Annotated in this window: 18 protein-coding genes; 11 read left to right on the top strand and 7 right to left on the bottom strand. The window is 32.0% G+C overall.

Features of this window, described 5'->3' with window-relative positions:
* Positions 1 to 179: 179 nt before the first annotated feature.
* From OQH62_RS06280 to OQH62_RS06265, 4 genes are all read right to left on the bottom strand, one after another.
* Positions 180 to 1,166, bottom strand: coding sequence for an asparaginase (locus tag OQH62_RS06280; protein ID WP_266015364.1), 987 nt, complete (start codon positions 1,164 to 1,166; stop codon positions 180 to 182).
* A 78-nt stretch (positions 1,167 to 1,244) separates the two neighbouring features.
* Positions 1,245 to 2,345 carry an NAD(P)-dependent alcohol dehydrogenase gene (locus OQH62_RS06275; protein WP_323053627.1) on the bottom strand — a complete coding sequence of 367 codons (1,101 nt, stop codon included), beginning with the start codon at positions 2,343 to 2,345 and terminating at the stop codon, positions 1,245 to 1,247.
* Between the two features lie 143 nt (positions 2,346 to 2,488).
* On the bottom strand, positions 2,489 to 4,060 hold the full coding sequence (gene recJ / locus OQH62_RS06270; protein WP_266015361.1) for a single-stranded-DNA-specific exonuclease RecJ: 1,572 nt from the start codon (positions 4,058 to 4,060) through the stop codon (positions 2,489 to 2,491).
* The gene (locus OQH62_RS06265) at positions 4,047 to 5,681 is read right to left on the bottom strand and encodes a CTP synthase (protein WP_266015358.1); all 1,635 of its coding nucleotides are present in this window, start codon (positions 5,679 to 5,681) and stop codon (positions 4,047 to 4,049) included. Before OQH62_RS06265 ends, recJ begins: the two co-directional genes overlap by 14 nt.
* 97 nt (positions 5,682 to 5,778) lie before the next feature.
* Here OQH62_RS06265 and thyX point away from each other — a divergent pair, with 97 nt between their 5' ends.
* The 3 genes from thyX to OQH62_RS06250 all read left to right on the top strand — a co-directional run bounded on the left by thyX (position 5,779) and on the right by OQH62_RS06250 (position 8,824).
* Entirely contained in the window at positions 5,779 to 6,399 is a 621-nt protein-coding gene (thyX, locus tag OQH62_RS06260) for an FAD-dependent thymidylate synthase (protein WP_266015355.1), read from the top strand.
* A gap of 231 nt (positions 6,400 to 6,630) precedes the next feature.
* Positions 6,631 to 7,920 carry an O-acetylhomoserine aminocarboxypropyltransferase/cysteine synthase family protein gene (locus OQH62_RS06255; protein ID WP_266015353.1) on the top strand — a complete coding sequence of 430 codons (1,290 nt, stop codon included), beginning with the start codon at positions 6,631 to 6,633 and terminating at the stop codon, positions 7,918 to 7,920.
* Positions 7,921 to 7,951: 31 nt separating this feature from the next.
* Positions 7,952 to 8,824: a homoserine O-succinyltransferase gene (locus OQH62_RS06250; protein WP_266015351.1), complete on the top strand. Its 873-nt coding sequence runs from the start codon at positions 7,952 to 7,954 to the stop codon at positions 8,822 to 8,824.
* A gap of 1 nt (position 8,825) precedes the next feature.
* On the opposite strand, the gene OQH62_RS06245 is transcribed toward OQH62_RS06250, so the two are convergent.
* Both OQH62_RS06245 and purB read right to left on the bottom strand, forming a co-directional pair.
* Positions 8,826 to 11,198 (bottom strand): ribonucleoside-diphosphate reductase subunit alpha, encoded by a 2,373-nt coding sequence (locus OQH62_RS06245; RefSeq protein WP_266015349.1) that lies wholly within the window; start codon positions 11,196 to 11,198, stop codon positions 8,826 to 8,828.
* 12 nt (positions 11,199 to 11,210) lie between these two features.
* Positions 11,211 to 12,539, bottom strand: a complete 1,329-nt coding sequence (gene purB / locus OQH62_RS06240) for an adenylosuccinate lyase (RefSeq protein WP_266015346.1) — start codon at positions 12,537 to 12,539, stop codon at positions 11,211 to 11,213.
* A gap of 153 nt (positions 12,540 to 12,692) precedes the next feature.
* Between purB and OQH62_RS06235 the strand changes: the two genes are divergently transcribed.
* Both OQH62_RS06235 and OQH62_RS06230 read left to right on the top strand, forming a co-directional pair.
* Positions 12,693 to 13,553 (top strand): RluA family pseudouridine synthase, encoded by an 861-nt coding sequence (locus OQH62_RS06235; protein ID WP_266015376.1) that lies wholly within the window; start codon positions 12,693 to 12,695, stop codon positions 13,551 to 13,553.
* Between the two features lie 60 nt (positions 13,554 to 13,613).
* Positions 13,614 to 14,474 (top strand): fumarylacetoacetate hydrolase family protein, encoded by an 861-nt coding sequence (locus OQH62_RS06230; RefSeq protein WP_266015343.1) that lies wholly within the window; start codon positions 13,614 to 13,616, stop codon positions 14,472 to 14,474.
* A 3-nt stretch (positions 14,475 to 14,477) separates the two neighbouring features.
* On the opposite strand, the gene OQH62_RS06225 is transcribed toward OQH62_RS06230, so the two are convergent.
* Entirely contained in the window at positions 14,478 to 14,825 is a 348-nt protein-coding gene (locus OQH62_RS06225; protein WP_266015341.1) for a hypothetical protein, read from the bottom strand.
* A gap of 286 nt (positions 14,826 to 15,111) precedes the next feature.
* Here OQH62_RS06225 and OQH62_RS06220 point away from each other — a divergent pair, with 286 nt between their 5' ends.
* From OQH62_RS06220 to OQH62_RS06195, 6 genes are all read left to right on the top strand, one after another.
* Positions 15,112 to 15,411, top strand: a complete 300-nt coding sequence (locus tag OQH62_RS06220) for a YqcI/YcgG family protein (RefSeq protein ID WP_266015373.1) — start codon at positions 15,112 to 15,114, stop codon at positions 15,409 to 15,411.
* Positions 15,412 to 15,663: 252 nt separating this feature from the next.
* Positions 15,664 to 15,843, top strand: a complete 180-nt coding sequence (locus tag OQH62_RS06215; protein WP_266015338.1) for a hypothetical protein — start codon at positions 15,664 to 15,666, stop codon at positions 15,841 to 15,843.
* A 480-nt stretch (positions 15,844 to 16,323) separates the two neighbouring features.
* Positions 16,324 to 17,127, top strand: a complete 804-nt coding sequence (locus OQH62_RS06210; RefSeq protein ID WP_266015335.1) for an undecaprenyl-diphosphate phosphatase — start codon at positions 16,324 to 16,326, stop codon at positions 17,125 to 17,127.
* Between the two features lie 334 nt (positions 17,128 to 17,461).
* The gene (thrS, locus tag OQH62_RS06205; RefSeq protein ID WP_266015332.1) at positions 17,462 to 19,270 is read left to right on the top strand and encodes a threonine--tRNA ligase; all 1,809 of its coding nucleotides are present in this window, start codon (positions 17,462 to 17,464) and stop codon (positions 19,268 to 19,270) included.
* Positions 19,267 to 19,785 (top strand): translation initiation factor IF-3, encoded by a 519-nt coding sequence (gene infC, locus OQH62_RS06200; RefSeq protein ID WP_266015329.1) that lies wholly within the window; start codon positions 19,267 to 19,269, stop codon positions 19,783 to 19,785. The genes thrS and infC overlap by 4 nt, the downstream gene beginning before the upstream one ends.
* Positions 19,786 to 20,073: 288 nt before the next feature.
* Positions 20,074 to 21,453, top strand: a complete 1,380-nt coding sequence (locus tag OQH62_RS06195; protein ID WP_266015370.1) for a methyl-accepting chemotaxis protein — start codon at positions 20,074 to 20,076, stop codon at positions 21,451 to 21,453.
* The last annotated feature ends 2 nt before the right edge of the window (positions 21,454 to 21,455 follow it).

Below are 21,455 nucleotides of genomic sequence, written 5' to 3'. Positions count from 1 at the left end.
ATTGAATATTTCATTTTCTTTTACTTTTAATGTACTTTTACAATATGAATAAATTGAATTTATTATTAGAGAATACTCGATTAAAATATCTGTGTTTTGTATAAATGCAATAATATTTTTTAATTTATTTAAAATAAATTTTTTCAATACTTAATCTTGCATATTAAAATTGATTAAAACTAACAATTCAAAAAATAATTCTGTATTTTTACAATATCTTTTGTTTCTGTCAAAGCTAAGCTTAATAAAATTCTCGCTTTTTGTGGATTTAAATTGTGAGCACTGATAAAACCTAAACTCTTATCTTCATCACTCAAAACAACTGCGGCACAAAGGACGCGTGAGCTAACAACAACAAAAAGCCCTTGTTTTAAAAGTCTTTTAAGCATATCTTTATGGTCTTTATGTATGCTTCCAGCTCCACTGCCTGCAATAACAAGACCTTGCGTACCATTTTGAAACAAAGCTTGTGCTGCCACACCACTCCCATCATTAGCATAACTATAGAGTATATCAACTTTCGGCAAAACCTTAAGTTCTTTGATATTAAAAAAAAGATTTTGAGATATTTCTGTGCTTTTATTATAAAAAACAGGCTGTCCATCAACTATATAACCTAAATCTCCACTACTTAACGATGAAAAAGCATTAACATTAAAACTATGCGTTTTTACAAGTTCTCTCGGTTTGAAAATTCTATCATTCATAGTAACCAAAACACCTCTTGCATTTTGACTTACTGCTAAAGCCACCGCATTATAAAGATTTTTAGGTCCATCGGCACTTAAAGCTGTCGATGGACGCATAGCACCAACCAAAACAACAGGTTTATCGCTCTTTAAAACAAGACTTAAAAAATAGGCACTCTCTTCTAAAGTATCAGTACCGTGTGTTAGTACTATTGCATCAGCTCCGCGAGAAAAAGCTATATTGATATGCTCAACAAGTTCAAGCCAAATTACATCGCTTATATTAGCACTATCAATATTAGCAATTTGCTTTACGCTAATATCAGCAAGGTCTTTAAGCTCATCAATAGTATTAACCAATTCATCAATCCCAACAACCCCTGACTTGTATAATGTCGAAACAATAGAATTTTTAGCTTTTCCCGCTATAGTACCACCTATAGCCAAAAGTGTTATTTTTGGTTTTATCTGCGCCATCATTTTCTTAAATCAAACATACAAAAAACTTAACAAATTATCTCACAATGTAAATAATCTCAAAGAGTACTCATATCATTACCATTGAATTTCAACTGCAGGTTTGATTAATCCTTCTGGTTTATTTTTCATCATAGCTAAAGCTTGCTCTATAGCTTCAAATTTACCTTTTAATTTATGTGTAATTATTGGTTTAACATCAAGCTTTTTAGTTTGAAGTAGTCGTGCTAGTTTTTCCATTCTGTATCTTCCACCGGGAGTTAATCCTCCTTTTACCGTTTTATGCCCCATACCAACATTCCAAGCTATACGAGGTATGGTAATATTTTCTCCTGTCCCAAGATAATTAACATTTGAAACTATTCCTCCATTGACAAGACATTCGCACGCATCACCTATAGTTGTAACACCTCCTCCTGCAATAAGAATTTTATCCACACCTCTTCCTTTGGTACATTCATTTATCTGACTTTGAAAAGAAGCTTTTGAAAAATTGATATAATGTGTGGCCCCATAGTGTTTATTTGCTACTTCGTATCTAAAATCTACACAATCAACAGCGTAAATTTCACTTGCTCCCATTAAATTTGCTCCTGCACAACACATAAGTCCGACAGGACCAAGCCCTATAACAGCGACAGTCTCACCGGGTTTGATATTTGCATTTTCAGCACAATGAAATCCCGTTGTTACCATATCGCACAACATCACAGCCTCAACTGCCTCAACTCCATCTGGTAAATGGGCAAGATTGCCATCAGCATCATTAACATGGAATTTTTCCGCAAAAACACCATCTTTAAAATTTGAAAATTTCCAACCAGCTAAAGCACCGCCGCTATGTTGTGCAAAACCTCTTTGAGCGTTAATAGCATTCCAATTTGGAGTAATAGCAGGAACAATAACCCTATCTCCAACTTTAAAATCTTTAACAAGCTCTCCTATTTCTACAATTTCTCCTACAGCTTCGTGTCCTAAGAACATATTTTTTCTCTCGCCAATGCCACCTTCATAACAAGTGTGCAAATCAGAAGTGCAAGGTGCCACCGCTATAGGCTTTAATATAGCATCTAAGGGACCGCATTCAATTTTTTTACCAGTCGTAACCTCTTCTAAGTATTCTTTTTCTATAATACCAACCGAACCTATACCAAGCATAGCAAAACCCTTTATAGCCATAATATCTCCTTTAAAAAAATTTTCAAACCCTCTAAAGCATAGAGGACTACTTTAATGAAATACAACATAAATTATTAATTTTTGCTGAAAGTAAAAAATTTGCATAAAGTAGCAATTTTTGTTACATTTTAAAAAAAATTGCTTTAGAGTATCTCTTTTACTATAAATTGCGGTGTTATAAGTCCCTTAAATTCATTTTTAGAAATACTGCCTAAAAGACTAATATTTTCATTAATCTGCGGCTCTTTATCAAAATTAAAAAATAAAGCCTCTATAGTTTTATTTTCCTTAGTAAGTATAAGTTTAAGATGTTTTGATTCTCTACCAAGTATTTTTTTGCTTTTCACATTTAAATTCTCTAAAATAAAAAACGGACGTGGGTTTTTATAACCAAAAGGTTCAAAAAACTCTAAAATTTCAAGCATTTCAAAATCAATCTCACTTGGTTCTAGTACTCCCAAAACTTCATCAGAATCACAAAAACTCTCTTTTGAAAGCTGTTTGCATTCATCTTGCACAAGTTTTTTAAAACTTTCATAGTTTTCAAAATTCAAACTAAGTCCAGCTGCTCCTTTATGTCCGCCATAATTGCTCAATAAAAAATTTGCTTTTGAAATTAAGGATAAAATATCTATTTTTCCAACACTTCTTGCACTACCTTTAAGTTTGTTTTGATTGAGAGAAAAAACAAAAGCTGGCTTATTGTAATGCTTTGCTAAACGACTCGAAACTATTCCAAGAACTCCTTCGTGCCAATTTTCGCCAACGACAATCACGCAACTTTCTTCGTTTCTAACTTGGGTTAAACTTTCTTCAAAAAGTTGTTTTTCTTCATCTTTTCGACTTTCATTAAAATTAACAATTTGTCCTAAATAGATACAAGCCTTATTAAAATCTTTGGTATGCAAAAACTCATAAGAAATACTCGCATCATCCATTCTGCCAGCACTATTGATTAAAGGTGCAATTAAAAAACCTATATTATCAAGAGCAAATTTATCTTTCTGATAGTACTGTTTTATTGCTTGAAATGCTGCTCTTTTGGATTTATTAATATTTTCAAATCCTCTGCGAACCAAAGCTCTATTTAAATCTCTAAGCTCCATCATATCAGCTATTATGGCTATAGCTAAAAGTTCTAAGAATTTACTCATATTATAATTAAGCTTACAAAGCTCCTTTAAAGCAGCAATTAAATACCAAGCAACTTGTGCCCCACAAATTTCTATATTGGGAAAATCACAATCTTTTTGCTTTGGATTAATAATTGCAAAAGCTTCAGGTAAAACATCTTGTGGAGTATGATGATCGGTAATAATTAAATCTATACCCTTTTCTTTACACAATTTGGCAGCTTCAATAGCTGCTATACCATTATCCACAGTAATAATCAAATCAACATCAAGTTCCTTAATAAGTTCTGCATTTAAACCATATCCATCTTTAAAGCGGTTTGGAATACGAACTACATAATCAAAGCCTATATCATCAAAAAATTCAGAAAGTATTACACAAGAAATTATTCCATCAACATCATAATCACCAACAATAGCAACTTTCTGATTTTTTTCAATAGCCTTTTTAATGCGATTTGCCCCTTTATAAGCATCTTTTAAACAACAAGGCAATGGTAAATCACAAAGTTTTGTGTGTAAATCCTTCTCAAAGCGAAGTCTTAAAATCTTTCTTAGTTCGTTTTTATTAATTGTTCTCATAAGCCATAGCTGCCTTAATGAAATTAAAAATAACGGGATTTACTCTTACAAGTCTTGAGGTAAATTCGGGATGAAATTGTACGGCAAGAAAAAAAGGATGATTCTTAAGTTCAATAGCTTCAATGAGTCCTTGACTTTCCCCACTTATAATTAAACCTTTATCTTCAAATTGTTTTCGATAGATTGGATTAGCTTCAAAACGATGACGATGTCTTTCTATAACACTTTTTCTCCCATTATATATTTTATGTAAAAGAGTATTTTCTTTTAATTGACATTCATATGCCCCAAGTCTCATAGTGCCGCCTAAAGGTGTTTTGCTTGTACGAATTTGTTTTGTACCGCTAAAGTCTATAAATTCATCAATTAAATAAACAATAGGGTTTTTACATTTTTCATCAAATTCTGTAGAATTAGCATCTTCAAGGTTCAAAACATTTCTAGAAAATTCTATTAAAGCAAGTTGCATCCCCAAACAAATGCCTAAAAACGGCATCTTATTTTCTCTTGCATATTGTATGGCTTTCATCTTACCATTAATTCCACGAAATCCGAAACCACCGGGAATTAAAATTGCACTGCTGTCTTTAAATACCTCACTAAGTTCTAAATTTTCAAGTTTTTCACTATCAACCCATTTAAGTTCTACTTTCGCATCTAAAGCCGCTCCTGCGTGAATAAGGGCTTCTGTAAGGCTTTTATAGCTTTCCTTAAGATCAACATATTTTCCAACAAAAGAAATCACAACCGAATCACTTGGAGCAATAACTCTTTTAACCAAACTATCCCATTCTTCCATATTCGGTTTTATATTTTTTAAACCAAGAACATTGGCGATTGGATTTAAAATATCTTGCTTTAAAAAATGCAGTGGAATTTGATAAATACTTGCTGCATCAACACTTTCTATAACACAATTTTTTTCTACTCCGCACGAAATGGCTATTTTATCTTTTAAATCTTTATCTAAAGATTTTTCACTCCGACAAATTATCATATCAGGGCTTATACCTATACGACGAAGTTCGCCCACGCTATGTTGAGTCGGCTTTGTTTTAAGCTCACCTGCAGCTTTGATAAAAGGTACTAGAGTCAAATGAATATTCATAGCATTATTTTTTCCAACCTCCAAACGTAAGGCACGGATTGCTTCTAAAAAAGGCAAACCTTCAATATCACCAACCGTTCCGCCTATTTCAACAAGAAGTAAATCCTGATTAACTCCAGCTTTTTTAATACGTTCCTTAATCTCATCTACTATATGCGGAATTACCTGAATAGTTTTGCCAAGATACGCTCCACACCTTTCTTTTTGTATAACGCTTTGATATACTCTACCCGTGGTAAAATTATTATTTTGACTTAAATTCTCATCTAAAAATCTCTCATAATGTCCTAAATCTAAGTCTGTCTCCGCTCCATCATCAGTTACGAAAACTTCTCCGTGCTCAAAAGGACTCATAGTTCCGGGATCTACATTAATATAAGGATCGGCCTTAAGTATGCTTACTTTCAATTTTGAATTTTTTAAAAGTGTGGCAATAGAAGCTGCCGCTATGCCTTTACCTAAAGAACTTAAAACACCTCCTGTTACGAAGATATACTTTGTTTGTTTTTCCATTTTCGTTTAAACCTTGAATTTTAGATAAATTATAACTTTTTAACTTTATTAGAATTTTAAGCAAAAAATGTAACAATACAACTAAAAAGGATATTGTATGCGAGTTACTTTACTTTTTCATACTCCACTTTCAGTATGTTCCCACGCTACAAGAACTTGTTGGCAAAGTTTTGAAAAAGGTGATAATGGTGGCGAAAAAGACAAAGAGCTTATTGACAGAGTTGGAAATAAATTCAAGCACGCTTCAACTTTAGAACACTTAAATTACACTTTTTACATTCAAGATATTTCAAGAGCTTGTTTGCAAGAACTTTCAAGGCACAGACACACAAGTCCTAGTGTAAAAAGCACCAGATACACTTTAAAAGAACTGAGAAATGAAGGGGAATTTAAAATAAATGATTTTAAAAATGCTGCCCGTTATCTTGTTTTGTGTGGAAATGAAAAAGTCGATAATGCAAGCATTCAAGCCTTAGAAAATTTGCGTCAAATTTTGCAAGAAAGTATTTCCTTAGACCTTGCCAAATATTGTTTGCCAGAAAGCTACAAAACAGAGCTTACACTCACAATCAATGCAAGAAGTTTGCAAAACTTCCTCTCACTTCGTAGCTCCAAATCGGCTCTATGGGAAATAAGAAAACTTGCCAATACTCTTTTTAATACCTTGCCAAATGAACACCGATTTTTGTTTGAACACTGTATATATAAAGAATCATAGTTCTTAAGATAAATTTTAGAATGATTAAGTATAATGGAATTTATATTTAACCCTAAAGATTAAGAAAGGAGAGATAAGTGAATACACTCCCTCATACTAAGTTTAGCTTTAATTCTTCTCTTCTTTCTTCCACTTTATTGTATATGCGTGCTTAGCACGCTGTAAATCCCTATTTATTTTTTTACTAAAACAAACATCAAGTTTTATTTACAAAATTCAAAGGATATATTAATGGCAAATTTACAGCATAACAATTTCACACAAAATACTCTTGCACTTCACGCAGGATATGAATATGACACACAAAGAACTTTAAGTGTACCTATCTATCAAAATTCTGCTTACAGCTTTGAAAGCTTAGAACAAGCCGGAAATCGCTTTGCCCTTAAAGAACTTGGCAATATTTACAGTCGCTTGACAAATCCAACCGTCGATGTTTTAGCAAAACGACTTGCCGCGGTTGAAGGAGGTGCATTTAGCATTATCACTGCAAGTGGAACATCAGCTTTATTTTATGCACTTGTTAATACAGCAAGCTCTGGAGATAATATCGTTTATGCAAATAAAATTTATGGCGGTTCTCAAACTTTACTTGCTCATATTTTAAAAAGATTTAATATAGAAGGAAGAGTTTTTGATATTGATAATATAGCTTCACTTGAAAATATTATCGACGAAAAAACAAAATGTATATTTTTCGAGAGCCTCTCAAATCCTCAAATTTCAATAGCTGATACAAACAAAATCACACAAATAGCAAAAAAATACAAAATTATAAGTATTTGCGATAATACAGTACCAACTGCATTTTTACACCGTCCTTTGGATTTTGGCGTAGATGTGGTCATTTATAGTCTTACAAAATACATTAATGGACAAGGTTCTGCCATAGGCGGAGCCATCATAGAAAGAGAAGGTTTAAATGAGCTTTTAAAAGACAATCCTCGATACGAGCCTTTCAATGTTCCAGACCCTAGTTATCACGGAATGGTTTATAACACTTTAGCTTTACCGAATTTTTGCATTCGCGTACTTTTAGAATGGCTTAGAAATACGGGTGCTTGTATTAGTCCTATGAATGCTTGGATACTGTTGCAAGGGCTTGAAACTTTAGAACTTCGTATAAAAAAACATTCTCAAAGTGCTTTAGAAATAGCCAAATTTTTAGAAAATCATCCTTTGATTGAAGAAGTGCATTATCCCGGTTTGCCCTCAAGCCCTTACAATAAGCTTTTAAAATCTTATTTTAAAGATGGACTTTCAAGCGGTTTAATAAGTTTTGAAGCAAAAAGCCTTGAAGAAGCAAAAAAAATTTGTAACAGCACAGAATTGTATTCAATCGTTGTGAATATAGGAGACAGTAAATCCTTAATAATACACCCTGCTTCAACTACTCATTCGCAATTAAGTGAAACAGAATTGTATTCAGCAGGCATTACTCCAAAAACAATACGATTAAGTATAGGTTTGGAAAGTACTAATGATTTGATAGAAGATTTAAAAAAAGCTATTGAAAAATAGAGCGTAGCTATACACAAACAAGGAGAAATAAATGCCTGTTATCATTCCCAAAGAGATTCCAGCATTTGAAGTGTTAAAAAATAACGCTTTTATTATGGACACACAAAGAGCAATTTCACAAGACATTCGACCTTTAGAAATTTTGATTTTAAATCTTATGCCAACAAAGATAGAAACAGAAAATCAAATCCTCTCTTTGCTTGCAAATTCTCCTTTACAAATTCATATAAGCTTTATCTCTACAAGGACTTATATAGGTAAAAATACACCTCTATCGCATCTTGAAAAATTTTATCAAGGAATTGATGAGTGTCAAAACAAAAAATTCGATGGAGCTATTGTAACAGGAGCACCTGTAGAACTTATGGAGTATGAAAAAGTAAAATACTGGAAAGAACTTGTTGAGATTTTTGATTTTTTGCGAAGTAATGTTACAAGCACTTTGTATATTTGTTGGGGAGCAATGGGTGCTTTGTATCATTTTTATGGGATTAAAAAAAAGAAATTAAGAAAAAAATGTTTTGGAGTGTTTGTCCATACAGTCAAAGAACAGGATTTAATTTTAACAAATTTAAATGAAAAGATTTTAATGCCTCATTCAAGACACAGTCATATTAACGAGAAACAGGTAAAAGATAAAAAAGAATTAAAAATTCTCCTTGAAAATAAAGAAGCCGGCATAAGTATGCTAAGAGACAAACGAGATATTTTTATTTTGGGACATTTTGAATATACAAAAAATACCTTAGAACTTGAATTTCAAAGAGATGGCAAAATACAAGCACCAAAAAACTACTACAACAAAAAAGGAGAGATACAATATAACTGGCGTTCAAATGCAAACACAATTTTTTCAAATTGGCTCAATTATGATGTCTATCAAAGCACACCATATGTTTTATAGGTTACTGACATCCCTCACATTCTATACTTCTATCGGCTACATTGTCTGTTATATCACTATTTGGACTTTCACTTCTTAAATAATATGTCGATTTTACTCCAAGCTCCCAAGCAAGTTGATAGATCTCATTAAGATACCTTCCGCTTGCTTTTTCCAAAGATAAAAAAATATTTAAACTTTGCCCCTGATCTATCCATTTTCCTCGCACAGCAGCAGCTTTAACAAGAATCTTTTGATCAAGCTCATAAGCTGGGGTGTAGTATTGCCAAGTTTCTAGATTCAAATTTGGTACAACAACAGGAATCATTCCGCTAAGATTTTGTTCAAACCATTTACGCTTATACACAGGTTCTATGGTCTGAGTCGTACCTACAAGTATAGAAATAGAAGAAGTCGGCGCAATAGCCATTAAATAACCATTTCTTATTCCATTACTCTTTACTTTTGCCCTTAATTTTTCCCAATCACATTCGCTTTGATTAAACAAACCATCACGCAAGGTCAGTGCTTTTGCTTTCGTATTTGCCACATCAATAGGGAAAATACCCTTACTCCAATTTGAACCTTTAAAATCAGCATACGCACCTTTTTCAAGAGCCAAATTTGAGCTTGCATTAATAGCCTCATAACTAATTTGTTCCATAATAGAATCAATAAGCTGCAAGTGTTCATCACTTCCCCAATGAACTTGCTTACTTGCTAACATTTGAGCTTCACCCATAACACCAAGTCCTATTGCTCTTGATTTAAGATTCGTATTTTTAACCTTAATGTGTGGATAAAAATTTAAATCAATAACATTATCAAGCATTCGGATTGCTGTTGGCACAACCCTAGCAATATCTTCTGCAGTATAAACCTTACTAAGATTAATACTTGCGAGATTACACACAGCAGTTTTTCCATCATTTTTAAATTTTTCTACTATATAAATTTTATTTCCATCAATACTATCAAGAGTTGAAAGTTTTTTTGCAGGTTTTTCATATCCTCCGTCAATAAAAACTATTTCTTCTTCATCATAGTGATGTTCCTGTCCATTCTCAAAAACAACTTTAATTTGATAGTAATTTGGTTCAGTATTCTGAAAAATTTCAGTACATAAATTTGAACTCCTGATAATCCCACAATGTGCATTTGGATTCGTTTTATTTGCACTATCTTTAAAACATAAGAAAGGAAGTCCTGTTTCAAAATAATTAAGCAAAATTTTCTTCCAAAGTTCCTTAGCATCGACGATATTTTTTGTTATGGTATGATCCTTTTCATATTCCTCATACCGCTTCTCAAACTTTTCTCCATATAAATCACATAAATCAGGAGTATCAGAAGGATCAAAAAGAGTCCAAGTTTCATTATTGCGTATTCTTTTCATAAATAAGTCATTCACCCATAAAGCCGGGAAAAGTTCGTGTGCCCTTCTTCTTTCTTCTCCAGAATTCTTACGTAAATCAATAAAATCATTGATATCCATATGCCAAGTTTCAATATAAACAGAAATAGCACCTTTGCGTGTACCAAGCTGATCAACTGCCACTGCAATATCGTTTGTGATCTTAAGAAAAGGGATTATTCCTCCTGCTGCATGTTTATGCCCATCGATACTTCCTCCCATAGCTCTTACTTTCGACCAATCCCAACCTATACCTCCACCGAATTTAGAAAGCAAAGCCATCTCTTTATATGAATCAAAAATACCTTCTATATTATCAGGAGTACTTCCTATATAACAAGAGCTAAGCTGGTGTCTTGTTGTTCGTGCATTTGAAAGAGTTGGAGTAGCAAGCATTACTTCAAATTTGGAAATTAAATCATAAAACTTCTTTGCCCATTCTTGACAATTAAATTCATTTTGAGCTAAAAACATAGAAATCGCCATAAACATTTGTTGTGGAAGTTCTATAGGTTGGGCTTTACTATCTTTTATCAAATATCTGTCATATAAAGTTTTAATACCAAGATAAGTAAATTGCAAATCCCTTTCAGGTTTAATATAAGCATTTAAATCATCCAAATCATATTTTTCCTTAAGCCCAAGCAAAATTCTCCCTTCTTTTTCCCCTCTTGCAAAATATTCTTTCAAATGTATATAACGGTTCATATTCCCAACTTTTTTATACAAACTAAAAAGAAAAAGTCGTGCTGCTACAAAAGTCCAGTTTGGGCAATCTAAATCTATCTTATCCACAGCAGTTTTAATAAGTGTCTCTTGGATTTCTTCAGTAGAAATACCATCTCTAAATTGAATTTTTGCATCAAGCTCAAGTTCGCTTACATTGACGCCCTCTAAACCTCTTATTGCATCAGAGGTACATTTTTTAATTTTTGATATATCAAGCTCTTCTGTACGACCATTTCTTTTAATAACCTTCATCTGTTTCTACCTCTATTGAAATACTCTTGAAAAAATTGCATCAACATTTTTCGTATAATAACTATAATCAAAACATTTTCGTATATGTTCTTCATCTAAACTTGCCTTTAATTCTTCATCATTTAAAAGTGCAAGCAGAAAGAGACTTTCGCCTTTTTCATTAAGTGCCGATTTCCCATTTTGTAAATCCTCCCACACTCTCATAGCATTTCTCTGTACTATTTTATAAGCATTTTCACGACTTATACCTTTTAAAGGGAGTTCTAAAAGCACTCTTCCAGAAAAAACAAGTCCTCCTGTAAGATTTAAATTTTTCATCATATTTTTTGGATAAACAAGCAGATTCTCAATAAGTTTTCTTAAACGTACAAGCATAAAGTCAGCTGTAATAAAAGCATCGGGTAGAACAAATCTTTCTACACTTGAATGTGAAATATCTCTTTCGTGCCATAAAGCCACATTTTCTAAAGCTGGAGACACAAAAGAACGCAATATGCGACATAATCCTGTGATATTTTCACTTAAAACAGGATTTCTTTTATGTGGCATAGCTGAACTGCCTTTTTGTTCGGTACTAAAATACTCTTCAGTCTCATACACTTCTGTTCTTTGAAAATGTCTCAAAGCCACAGCAATTTGCTCACACGAACAAGCAAGTAAAGCTAAGGCAGAAATAACTTGTGCGTAACGGTCTCTTTGTATGATTTGGTTTGAGATAGGGGCAGGTTTTAAACCTAAATTTTTACATACTTCCTCTTCGAATTCTAAAGGAGCGTGGGCAAAGTTTCCCATAGCACCGCTCATCTTTCCATAACTTATAAGCTCTTTAGCGTGAAGAATAAGCTCTTTAGCGTGAAGAATTCCATCATACCAAATTGCGATAACGAGTCCGAAAGTTATAGGCTCACCGTGAATTCCGTGGCTTCTGCCAACCATTAAAGTGTCTTTATGTTCATAAGCACGTTTGCGTAGTACAGATAAAAGCTCATCTATATCCTGTATTATAAGCTCTAAACTTTCCTTCATTTGCAAAGCCATAGCAGTATCAATGCAATCAGAACTTGTCATTGCATAATGCACAAAACGGCTTTCTTCTCCTAAACTCTCACTAACACTTGTTAAAAACGCTATAACATCGTGCTTTGTACTTTTTTCGATTTCATCTATTCTTTGTATATCAAAGGAAGCATTCTGAATAATTTTTTTACAATCCTCATCACTAACAAAACCTAAAGTATTCCAAGCTTTTACAGCGGCTAGTTCTACTTTAAGCCAAGCAGTATATTTTGCTTTTAAATCCCACTTTTTCGCCATAAGATCCCGGCTATATCGGAAAACCATTTAAAACCCCGCTCTCAATAAAAATCTTTTTTAAGCTATAATTTTCTTGAAAAAACGAAGTCAATTTTAACTAAATTATATTAAAAGGATTTTAAATTGCCATATAAAAAAATCAGCTTAAAAAACAGCGGAAAAAAAGCTTTTTTAATACTTATGGAAAGTTTGCAAATTCCTATGAATGAGGCTCAAAAACTTATTGATAAAAAAAGACTTTTTTGCAATACAAAACTTGTAGAAGAAAAAAATGCCATACTGAACGGATTAATAGAACTTATAGTCTATGAAAATAAGCCTCGAGGGGTCGAACTTGTTTATGAAAATGAAGATTTTGCCATTCTTGAAAAACCAAGTGGGGTACTCACTCACCCAAATGGAAGACATTGCTTATACAGCCTTTGTGATGAAATTTGGCATCTGTGGGGCAGAAAAGCTTGTGTGGCTCACAGACTTGACAAAGAAACAAGCGGTCTTATATTAGTAGCTAAAAATAAAATTGCACAGCAAATTACAAAATCACTTTTTGAAAAAAAACAAATTTATAAAGAATATGTTGCTCTTGTTAGAGGAAAAGTTCAAAAACAATTTAGTATCCATAAAGCTATGGCTTTAAATGAAAATTATGACGGACATAAAACAAGAATGGATATAAACGAAAATGGAAAAGAAGCTTTCACACAATTTGAAATACTTGAAAACTTTGAGGATTGCACACTTTTACTTTGCAAACCCTTTACAGGCAGACAACATCAAATACGGTTGCATTTATTTTATAGCAAATACCCTATTATAGGTGAATATCTTTATGGTTTAGATAAAAATCAAATCCAAAAAATACTCGACAAAACTCTCACTCAAAAAGAAAGAATACAAATGACTGGTGCAAACCGCTTGTGTTTGCACTCGCAACGTCTAAAATTTTGGTATCAAGGGAAAGAGTTTGATTTTGTTTCACAAAAAAACATCAAAGAGGAATTTCTTCAAGCTAGGTATTGTGAAACAAATCCTTTATCTTAAAAAAATATTTTTAGATTCAATACAAACAGGTTATAATAAATCGATACAGAAAGGATGCCTTTGAAATTTGTAAATATTCTTTGGGATGGCAAACCAGAAATTGGAGTGCTAAATGAAGCTTTGGAAGTTGTTTTTTTAAAAGATTTAGGCATACAAGTTAGCGATATGAACGATTTTATTATTCATTTTGAAAAACACAAACATAAATTACAGACTTTGACTGAAGTACCATCTTTTACAATTTCTAAAGAATTTTTTCTTGCTCCTATCGAAGAACCAAAACAAGATATTATTTGTTTAGGAATTAATTTTTTAGATCACGCCAAAGAATCAGCTACTTTTAAAGGAGAAAAATTTGAAGAAAGGAAGTATCCTGTATATTTTAGCAAACGGTGTAATAAAGCTAGTGCGCCTTATGCAGAAATTGAATCTCATAAAGATCTTACTACTCAATTTGATTATGAATGTGAGCTTGCTTTTGTATTAGGCAAAGAAGCTTATAAAATCAAAGCGCAAGATGCTTATAAATACATCTTTGGCTATACTATTATCAATGAACTCTCCGCAAGAGACTTGCAAAAAAGACACAAGCAATTCTACCGTGCAAAAAGCCTTGAGGGTAGCACTGTTATGGGTCCTTATTTAGTAAGTGCAGATGAAATTACCTATCCGCCGCAATTAAAACTTCAAAGTTTTGTTAATGGGGAGATTCGCCAAAATTCTCACACGAAATTTTTTATTTTTGATATTGCTTATGTTTTAGAAGAATTAAGCGCTGGAATGCGTTTAAAAGCTGGAACCATCATCTCTATGGGAACTCCAAGTGGAGTTGGAATGAGTTTAAATTCCTTTTTAAAGAGTGGCGATGAAGTTCGTTGCACCATAGAAAATTTAGGCGAACAGTGCAATAAAGTAAAATAATTCTCAATAAGCTCTTCTATGACATTCTATTTGAATTTCTTTTGCCACTGGTACAGACATTGCATTTGGTTGGTATGAAGTGTAATACAACTCTACCTCAACAAATTCACCGATTTTTAAATCCTTCCATCTGCCGTGTTTATCCATACCAAAAAACCCACAATTGTCCATATCAATTTCCGTATGTGGGACTACCCTTATAGCCATAACACCGCCATAAGCAGAATCAAGTACCAAAGTTCTATTGTTTTCATATACTTCTGCTATGACTCCATGCACTTTAATCCCATCAGCAAAAAGACAAGAACTTCCAAAAAATAAAACTAAGAAAAATATACAAAATCGTTTCAATTTCATCTCCTTTAATACAGATAGTATAAAAATTTTCAGTGAAGTTAATGTGAAATGAAGTAATTTTATAGAAAAATATTTATGTTTTGGAATTTTTGATATACTTTAGCTTTAAAATCAAAAGACAAAACAATAAATTTACAAAAGCAAAATACTTTACTCAGCTCTCATTTAATTCCTTGGAAGAAAAAAGCTTTTAAGGATTTTTGTGAATTTTAGAAAATGAGGATTTTCCCTGTATTTTTGCAAAATCTGCCTTTGAAAATAAAAGTATTTTTTAAACTTCATCGACAAAAACAATCACAATTCTTTCATAATTTCTTTGAGAGAATATGCAAATTTTTGTAAAAGTACACCTTTGCAAGAAAGAATAAAAAGCCCTTTGGTTATCTTTTTTGAAGAAAAATTTAAAAACTTAGAAGAAGAGCAAAATTTCGCGTGCCAACAAATTCAAAATTTGCACGAAAATGATAATAAAAAATGGCTTTCTCATATTCCAAAAGATACAAGCGATACTCAATGGTGCTTTTGTTTTGAAGAAATGGAATGGTTTTTAATGTTTCTTGTCCTTATTATCAAATCCTAAAAAATAGAAATTTAGGCAGATATTTAACTTTTGTAATCAATCCTCGAACAAATTTTGATTTTGTTACACCTAATAATGCTAAAGGGAAAAAATAAGAACTTTTATAAGAAAAAGAGTAAAAAAATTCAATCAAGGATTTTTTTACTCAAGAATTTGGCTTTTTTGGCGATAAAAACAAATTAGAATGGAAGCAATATACACTTAATGAACCACTGCAAAAACAACTTGTAAAATGCCCTTTGAAGTTAAAAAATGATACATTTTGAACTCCTTGTTGCTTATTTTTTTGCTGTGATTGTACTCATTATCACACCCGGTCCTGTTGTCGCACTTGTACTTAAAAATGCTTTAATCTGGGTTTTAGAGCAGGATTCCTCACAATACTTGGAACAAATTTTGCCTCACTCATACTCATTTTTATTGCTATTATAGCAATTTTAGGAATCATCATAGTTTCTGAAACTCTTCTCTTTTGACTCTCACTTTTAGGTTGTGTGTTTATATTTTATTTAGGATTTTCATCATTTTTAGAAAATTTCAAAAAAACATAATATGAATTCAAATTAAAGATGGTCTCAAATTACAATCCTTTTTTGCACAAGGCTTTATGATAGCTATTTGAAATCCTAAAGACATCATCTTTTTCATAGCCTTTTTTCCACAATTTATCCACCTAAGCACTTCTTTGAATTTAGTCTCTTTTTGCTTGTAATTGTATGGATAATGCTTGATTTTTCTTTGCTTTTAAGCTATGTATTTTTAGGCAAACAAGCCTTTCTTAATAAAACACAAAAAACATCTTCACTTCATCAGCGATCGTATCTTAATGGGAATTGGAATTATTGGATTTTATACCTTACTTATTAGAAAATTATAATACAATATCAAAAATCTTAAAAAATAAAGGCTACAATGCAAAATTTATACGCACTTATACTTGGAATTATAGAAGGTTTAACTGAATTTTTACCCATTTCATCAACAGGACATTTGATCTTAGGAATGACGATTTTAGGGATAAAAATTGATGATTTTTGGAGAAGTTTTACTATTATTATTCAACTTGGGTCGATTTTGGCGGTACTTTGCGTGTTTTGGAAAAAACTTTTGCATAGTTTTATGCTTTGCTTAAAACTTGCAGTTGGTTTTTTTCCTACCGGACTTATAGGACTTTTCGTTGCGAAATATCTCAGTTTTTTGTTTAATGGTTATGTAGTTGTATTGATGATAATAACTTGGGGTATTGTGCTCATAGTTATAGAAAAAATTCATCACAATAAAAACTCTACTATCACTTCTTTAGAACAAATTAGTTTTAAACAAGCCTTTTGCATAGGCGTTTTTCAATCTTTAGCGATAATACCCGGAACTTCAAGAAGTGGTGCAAGCATTATAGGTGGTTTGCTTTTAGGATTTAATCGCAAAATAGCTGCTGAATTTTCCTTTTTGCTAGCCATACCGACAATGATTGCCGCAACAGCATACAGTATTTACAAAGAACCTCAAATTTTCACTCATATCGATTCTTTTATCCCTTTAACCATAGGATTTATAACTGCTTTCTTAGTGGCTTTTTTTGTTATAAAAACCTTTTTAAAATTCATCTCTAAGATAAGTTTTATCCCTTTTGGAATCTACCGCATAGCCCTTGGACTCATCTTTTTTTACCTCTACACAGCGGAAATTTTAGATGCTGGAAGCGAATTTAAGCTTTAGGACTCAACAAAGAGTAGGATACAATAGCAGCTATGCTTTAATCATCGCTCCAAAAAAAGAATTAAAACCTTATTAGTTAAATATTCCTAAATCTCTACACTTTAATTTTAAGTCTTTTAGCTTGTATTGAAGATGATAAAAACCAAAGCAAGTGAAATTAAGATTTTGACAGTCCTTTGGTAATTTCTCATTGTAACATTTTAAACTATGGAAAAATAAGCTCTCATTGTATTACAACCCGAAACGATGATTTTCTCAATTTAAAATGAGTTTAAGCCTACTAAAGCTACAATTATAAGTCTAAGCTCATTTTAGAGCAAATTTTGAGGTAGAAATGGAAAAAGAAATCATCGCTTATTTTGATGAGGGAAAAATAATCGATTTACAAAGTGCTCATTCTACAAACTTTCAAGCAATATTCTTTAACAATTCTAAAGAAAGTTTAGAACTCTTAAGGCATTCCTGTGCGCATTTGATGGCACAGGCTCTTAAAGCTTTATACCCTGAAGTGCAATTTTTTGTAGGACCTGTTATCGAAGATGGATTTTACTATGATTTTAGAGTCAAATCCAAAATCACTCAAGAAGATTTAACAAAAATTGAAATGAAAATGAAAGAACTTTCTAAGAATAATTTTGCAATAGAAAAATACATTCTTACAAAAAAAGAAGCTTTGGAAAAATTTAAATATGATGATTTAAAACAGGAAGTTTTGCTCAAAATTCCTAACAATGAAGTGAGCATTTATAAACAAGGTGATTTTGAAGACTTATGTCGTGGTCCCCATATACCAAATACTAAATTTTTAAAATTTTTTAAACTCACGCGTGTTGCTGGAGCGTATTTGGGTGGTGATGAAAGAAGAGAAATGCTTACAAGGATTTATGGTACAGCATTTGCAGATAAAGAAAGTTTAAAAGAATATCTCCATACCATAGAAGAAGCAAAAAAAAGAGACCATCGCAAACTTGGTACAGAATTAAAACTTTTCACTTTTGATGAAGAAATTGGTGGTGGCTTACCCTTATGGCTAAGCAATGGTGCAAGACTTCGTTCAAAACTTGAGCAGTTTTTGTTTAAAGTCCATCGCTTAAGAGCTTATGAACCTGTGAGAGGACCTGAACTCTTAAAAGCTGATGCGTGGAAAATTAGTGGGCATTATAGCAATTACAAAGAAAATATGTACTTCACAGAAATTGATGAACAAGAATATGGAATCAAACCTATGAATTGTGTTGGACATATAAAAATTTATCAAAGTGAGGTACGTAGTTATAGGGATTTACCTTTAAAATTCTTTGAATACGGACTTGTACACAGACACGAAAAAAGCGGTGTTTTACACGGACTCTTCAGAGTAAGAGAATTTACTCAAGATGATGCACATATTTTTTGTATGCCAAGTCAAATTAAAGAACAAGTTTTAGAAATTCTATCTTTTGTTGATGGTTTAATGAAAATTTTTGATTTTTCTTATGAAATGGAAATTTCAACAAAACCGGAGAAAGCCATAGGTGATGATACAATATGGGAAGAAGCAACAAAAGCCTTACAAGAAGCCTTAGATGAACAAGGTTTGCAATACGGCATAGATGAAGGCGGCGGAGCTTTTTATGGTCCAAAAATAGATATAAAAATTACAGATGCCTTAAAACGCAAGTGGCAATGCGGGACTATACAGGTTGATTTTAATCTTCCAAATCGTTTCAAACTTGAATATACAAATGCAAATAATGAAAAAAAGCGGCCTGTAATGCTTCATAGGGCTATTTTGGGTTCTTTTGAAAGATTTATTGGAATTTTAACTGAACATTGTGCAGGAGAATTTCCGTTTTTCATAGCTCCAACTCAAATAGGAATTGTACCTATTTCACAGATACATTTTGATTATGCTAAAAAAATTCAAAGAATTTTACTCGAACTTGGGGTAGATAGCGAAATTTTTACCAAAAATGAAAGTCTCGGTAAGAAAATTCGCACAGCTGAAAAACAAAAACTCCCTATGATTCTAGTCTTAGGCGATGAAGAGGTGGCTAAAGAAAGTGTTGCTTTGCGAGATAGGAGAACAAAAGAACAAAAAAATCTTAGCTTGGAAGAATTTATTATTATAATTAAGGAAAAAATGAATGAGGTGCATTTTTGAATAAAGAAAAAGAAGTATTACTCAATGAAGAAATCAGAGCGGATGAATTAAGATGTATAGGTGATGATGGCAAGGTTTATGGTATCATCAGTAGTAACGAAGCCTTAGATATAGCAAATCGTCTAGGCTTAGATCTTGTAATGATAGCTCCAGATGCAAAACCTCCTGTGTGCAAAATAATGGACTTTGGTAAATTCCGCTACCAACAGGAAAAAAAACAAAAAGAAGCAAAGAAAAAACAAAAAATTATTGATATTAAAGAAATTAAACTTTCTATCAAAATTGCCCAAAATGACATCAATTATAAAGTCAAACACGCTTTAGAATTTCTAAAACAAGGCAAACACGTCAGATTTCGTGTGTTTTTAAAAGGACGAGAGATGTCAACACCAGAATCAGGAATAATTCTTTTAGAAAAAATTTGGACTATGGTTGAAGAAAAAGCGAGCAGAGAAAAAGAACCAAATTTCGAAGGTAGATATGTCAATATGCTTGTAACCCCGAAAAGGAATTAAAAATTACAACACCTAATACAATAAACCTGTATAAATACATTCAAAAAAACTCAATTCTGCTTGAATGATAATGCTATATACTTTTTTACTCAGTTTTATAGAAGCTAAGAATATTTATTGTATATAGGTCAATTCATAAAATGAATTCTAAATTTAAACTGGATTTTGCACTACTGTAATTAATATTTAGTTAATATTTTATTAAGATTATTTATAATAGACTTACAAATCTAAAAAATTCATTTTAAATCCTTAAAATTTTTAATAATTTATAAACTCTCAAGGTCAATAATGAAAAATATATTTTTACTCGGTTCTATACTAAGCTTTTTAGGAATTTTTGCTGTATTTTACAGCAATTCTTTAGCAATAGCATTTTTCATCGTGCTTATCGCTTTATTTATTGTTTTGTTTGTAATAAAAAATTACGAAGAATTGATGATAGACAAAATTGACGCCCTCTGTAAGCAACTTAAGGAAGGGAATTTTGATGGAAGGATTGTTTATATAAAAAACAAAAATCAAAAACTCGTCCAAATCGCTGATAATCTTAACAACACTATGGACAGACTTGAAGCATATTTACGCGAGATTAATACTTCAATTTCCTGTTCTCAAAAAGGAGAATTTTACCGCAAAGCCTTAAGTCAAGGTTTAAAAGGTATTTTTGCCCATAACATTGAATTTATCAATAAATCTCTTTCAAACATAGAAATTACAGCTAAACAAACCTTTAAAAATGCGCTTTCTAAAACCTTGATGGATCTTAGTCTTGACAATCAAAATAAAGATATGTCTCAAATTTCAGATTCTCTCAATACCGATATTTCACAGATGAAAAATATCTATGAAATAGTGGGTTTCATCACTAAGGTCTCTACAGAAAATGGCAATGAGATATATTCTTTACAAGAGATAATGTCCTCGCTAATGGAATTTGCAAATTCAAGCAAAGAAAGCGTTTCAACCTTTGTGGCTAATTCTCAAAATATCAACTCAATAGTCGAAGTGATACGAGATATAGCTGATCAAATCAATCTCTTAGCATTAAATGCTGCCATAGAAGCAGCCAGAGCAGGAGAACACGGAAGAGGCTTTGCTGTTGTTGCTGATGAAGTACGAAAGCTTGCTGAAAGAACTCAAAAATCAACCAGCGAAATTTCAATCGCTATTCAAACAATGCAACAAGATTTTAATAATATCCAAACAGCAGGTGAGCAGGTTTTTGATATAGTTGGTAAAACCGAAGAAAAAATCACTAATTTTTCTCAAGCCTTTGCAAAACTTGAAGAAAATTCTCAAGTTTTAAGCACAAATTTTGAAAGCTTTGCAAAAAGACTCACCCTTTCTGTTGTTAAGATCGATCACATACTCTATAAATCTCATATCTATCTAGCGCTCAATGGTACACATAACTTTAATTTAGATAGTACTGATGTCATCTCAAATATACTTAATGATGAAAAGACTAGAGAATTCATACTAGAATTTATTAGTCAAAGAGAACTTGATGAAGGTAAAGAATTTATACTTTCTAATGCTAAAAAGGCTATTGAAGAATCAAAACTTGAATATATCAATCAAGAAAATTATGACCATATAGTTAAAGATATTAAAGATTTAGAAAATAAAAGTGCCGCACTTTTAACAAAACTAAAAATAGGATAAAA

Origin of the sequence: Campylobacter sp. MIT 21-1684, from assembly GCF_026241315.1 — a bacterium.
GTDB lineage: Bacteria > Campylobacterota > Campylobacteria > Campylobacterales > Campylobacteraceae > Campylobacter_D.
The sequence above is the reverse complement of the archived record's forward strand: the minus strand, read 5'-3'. Positions and strand labels throughout refer to the sequence as shown.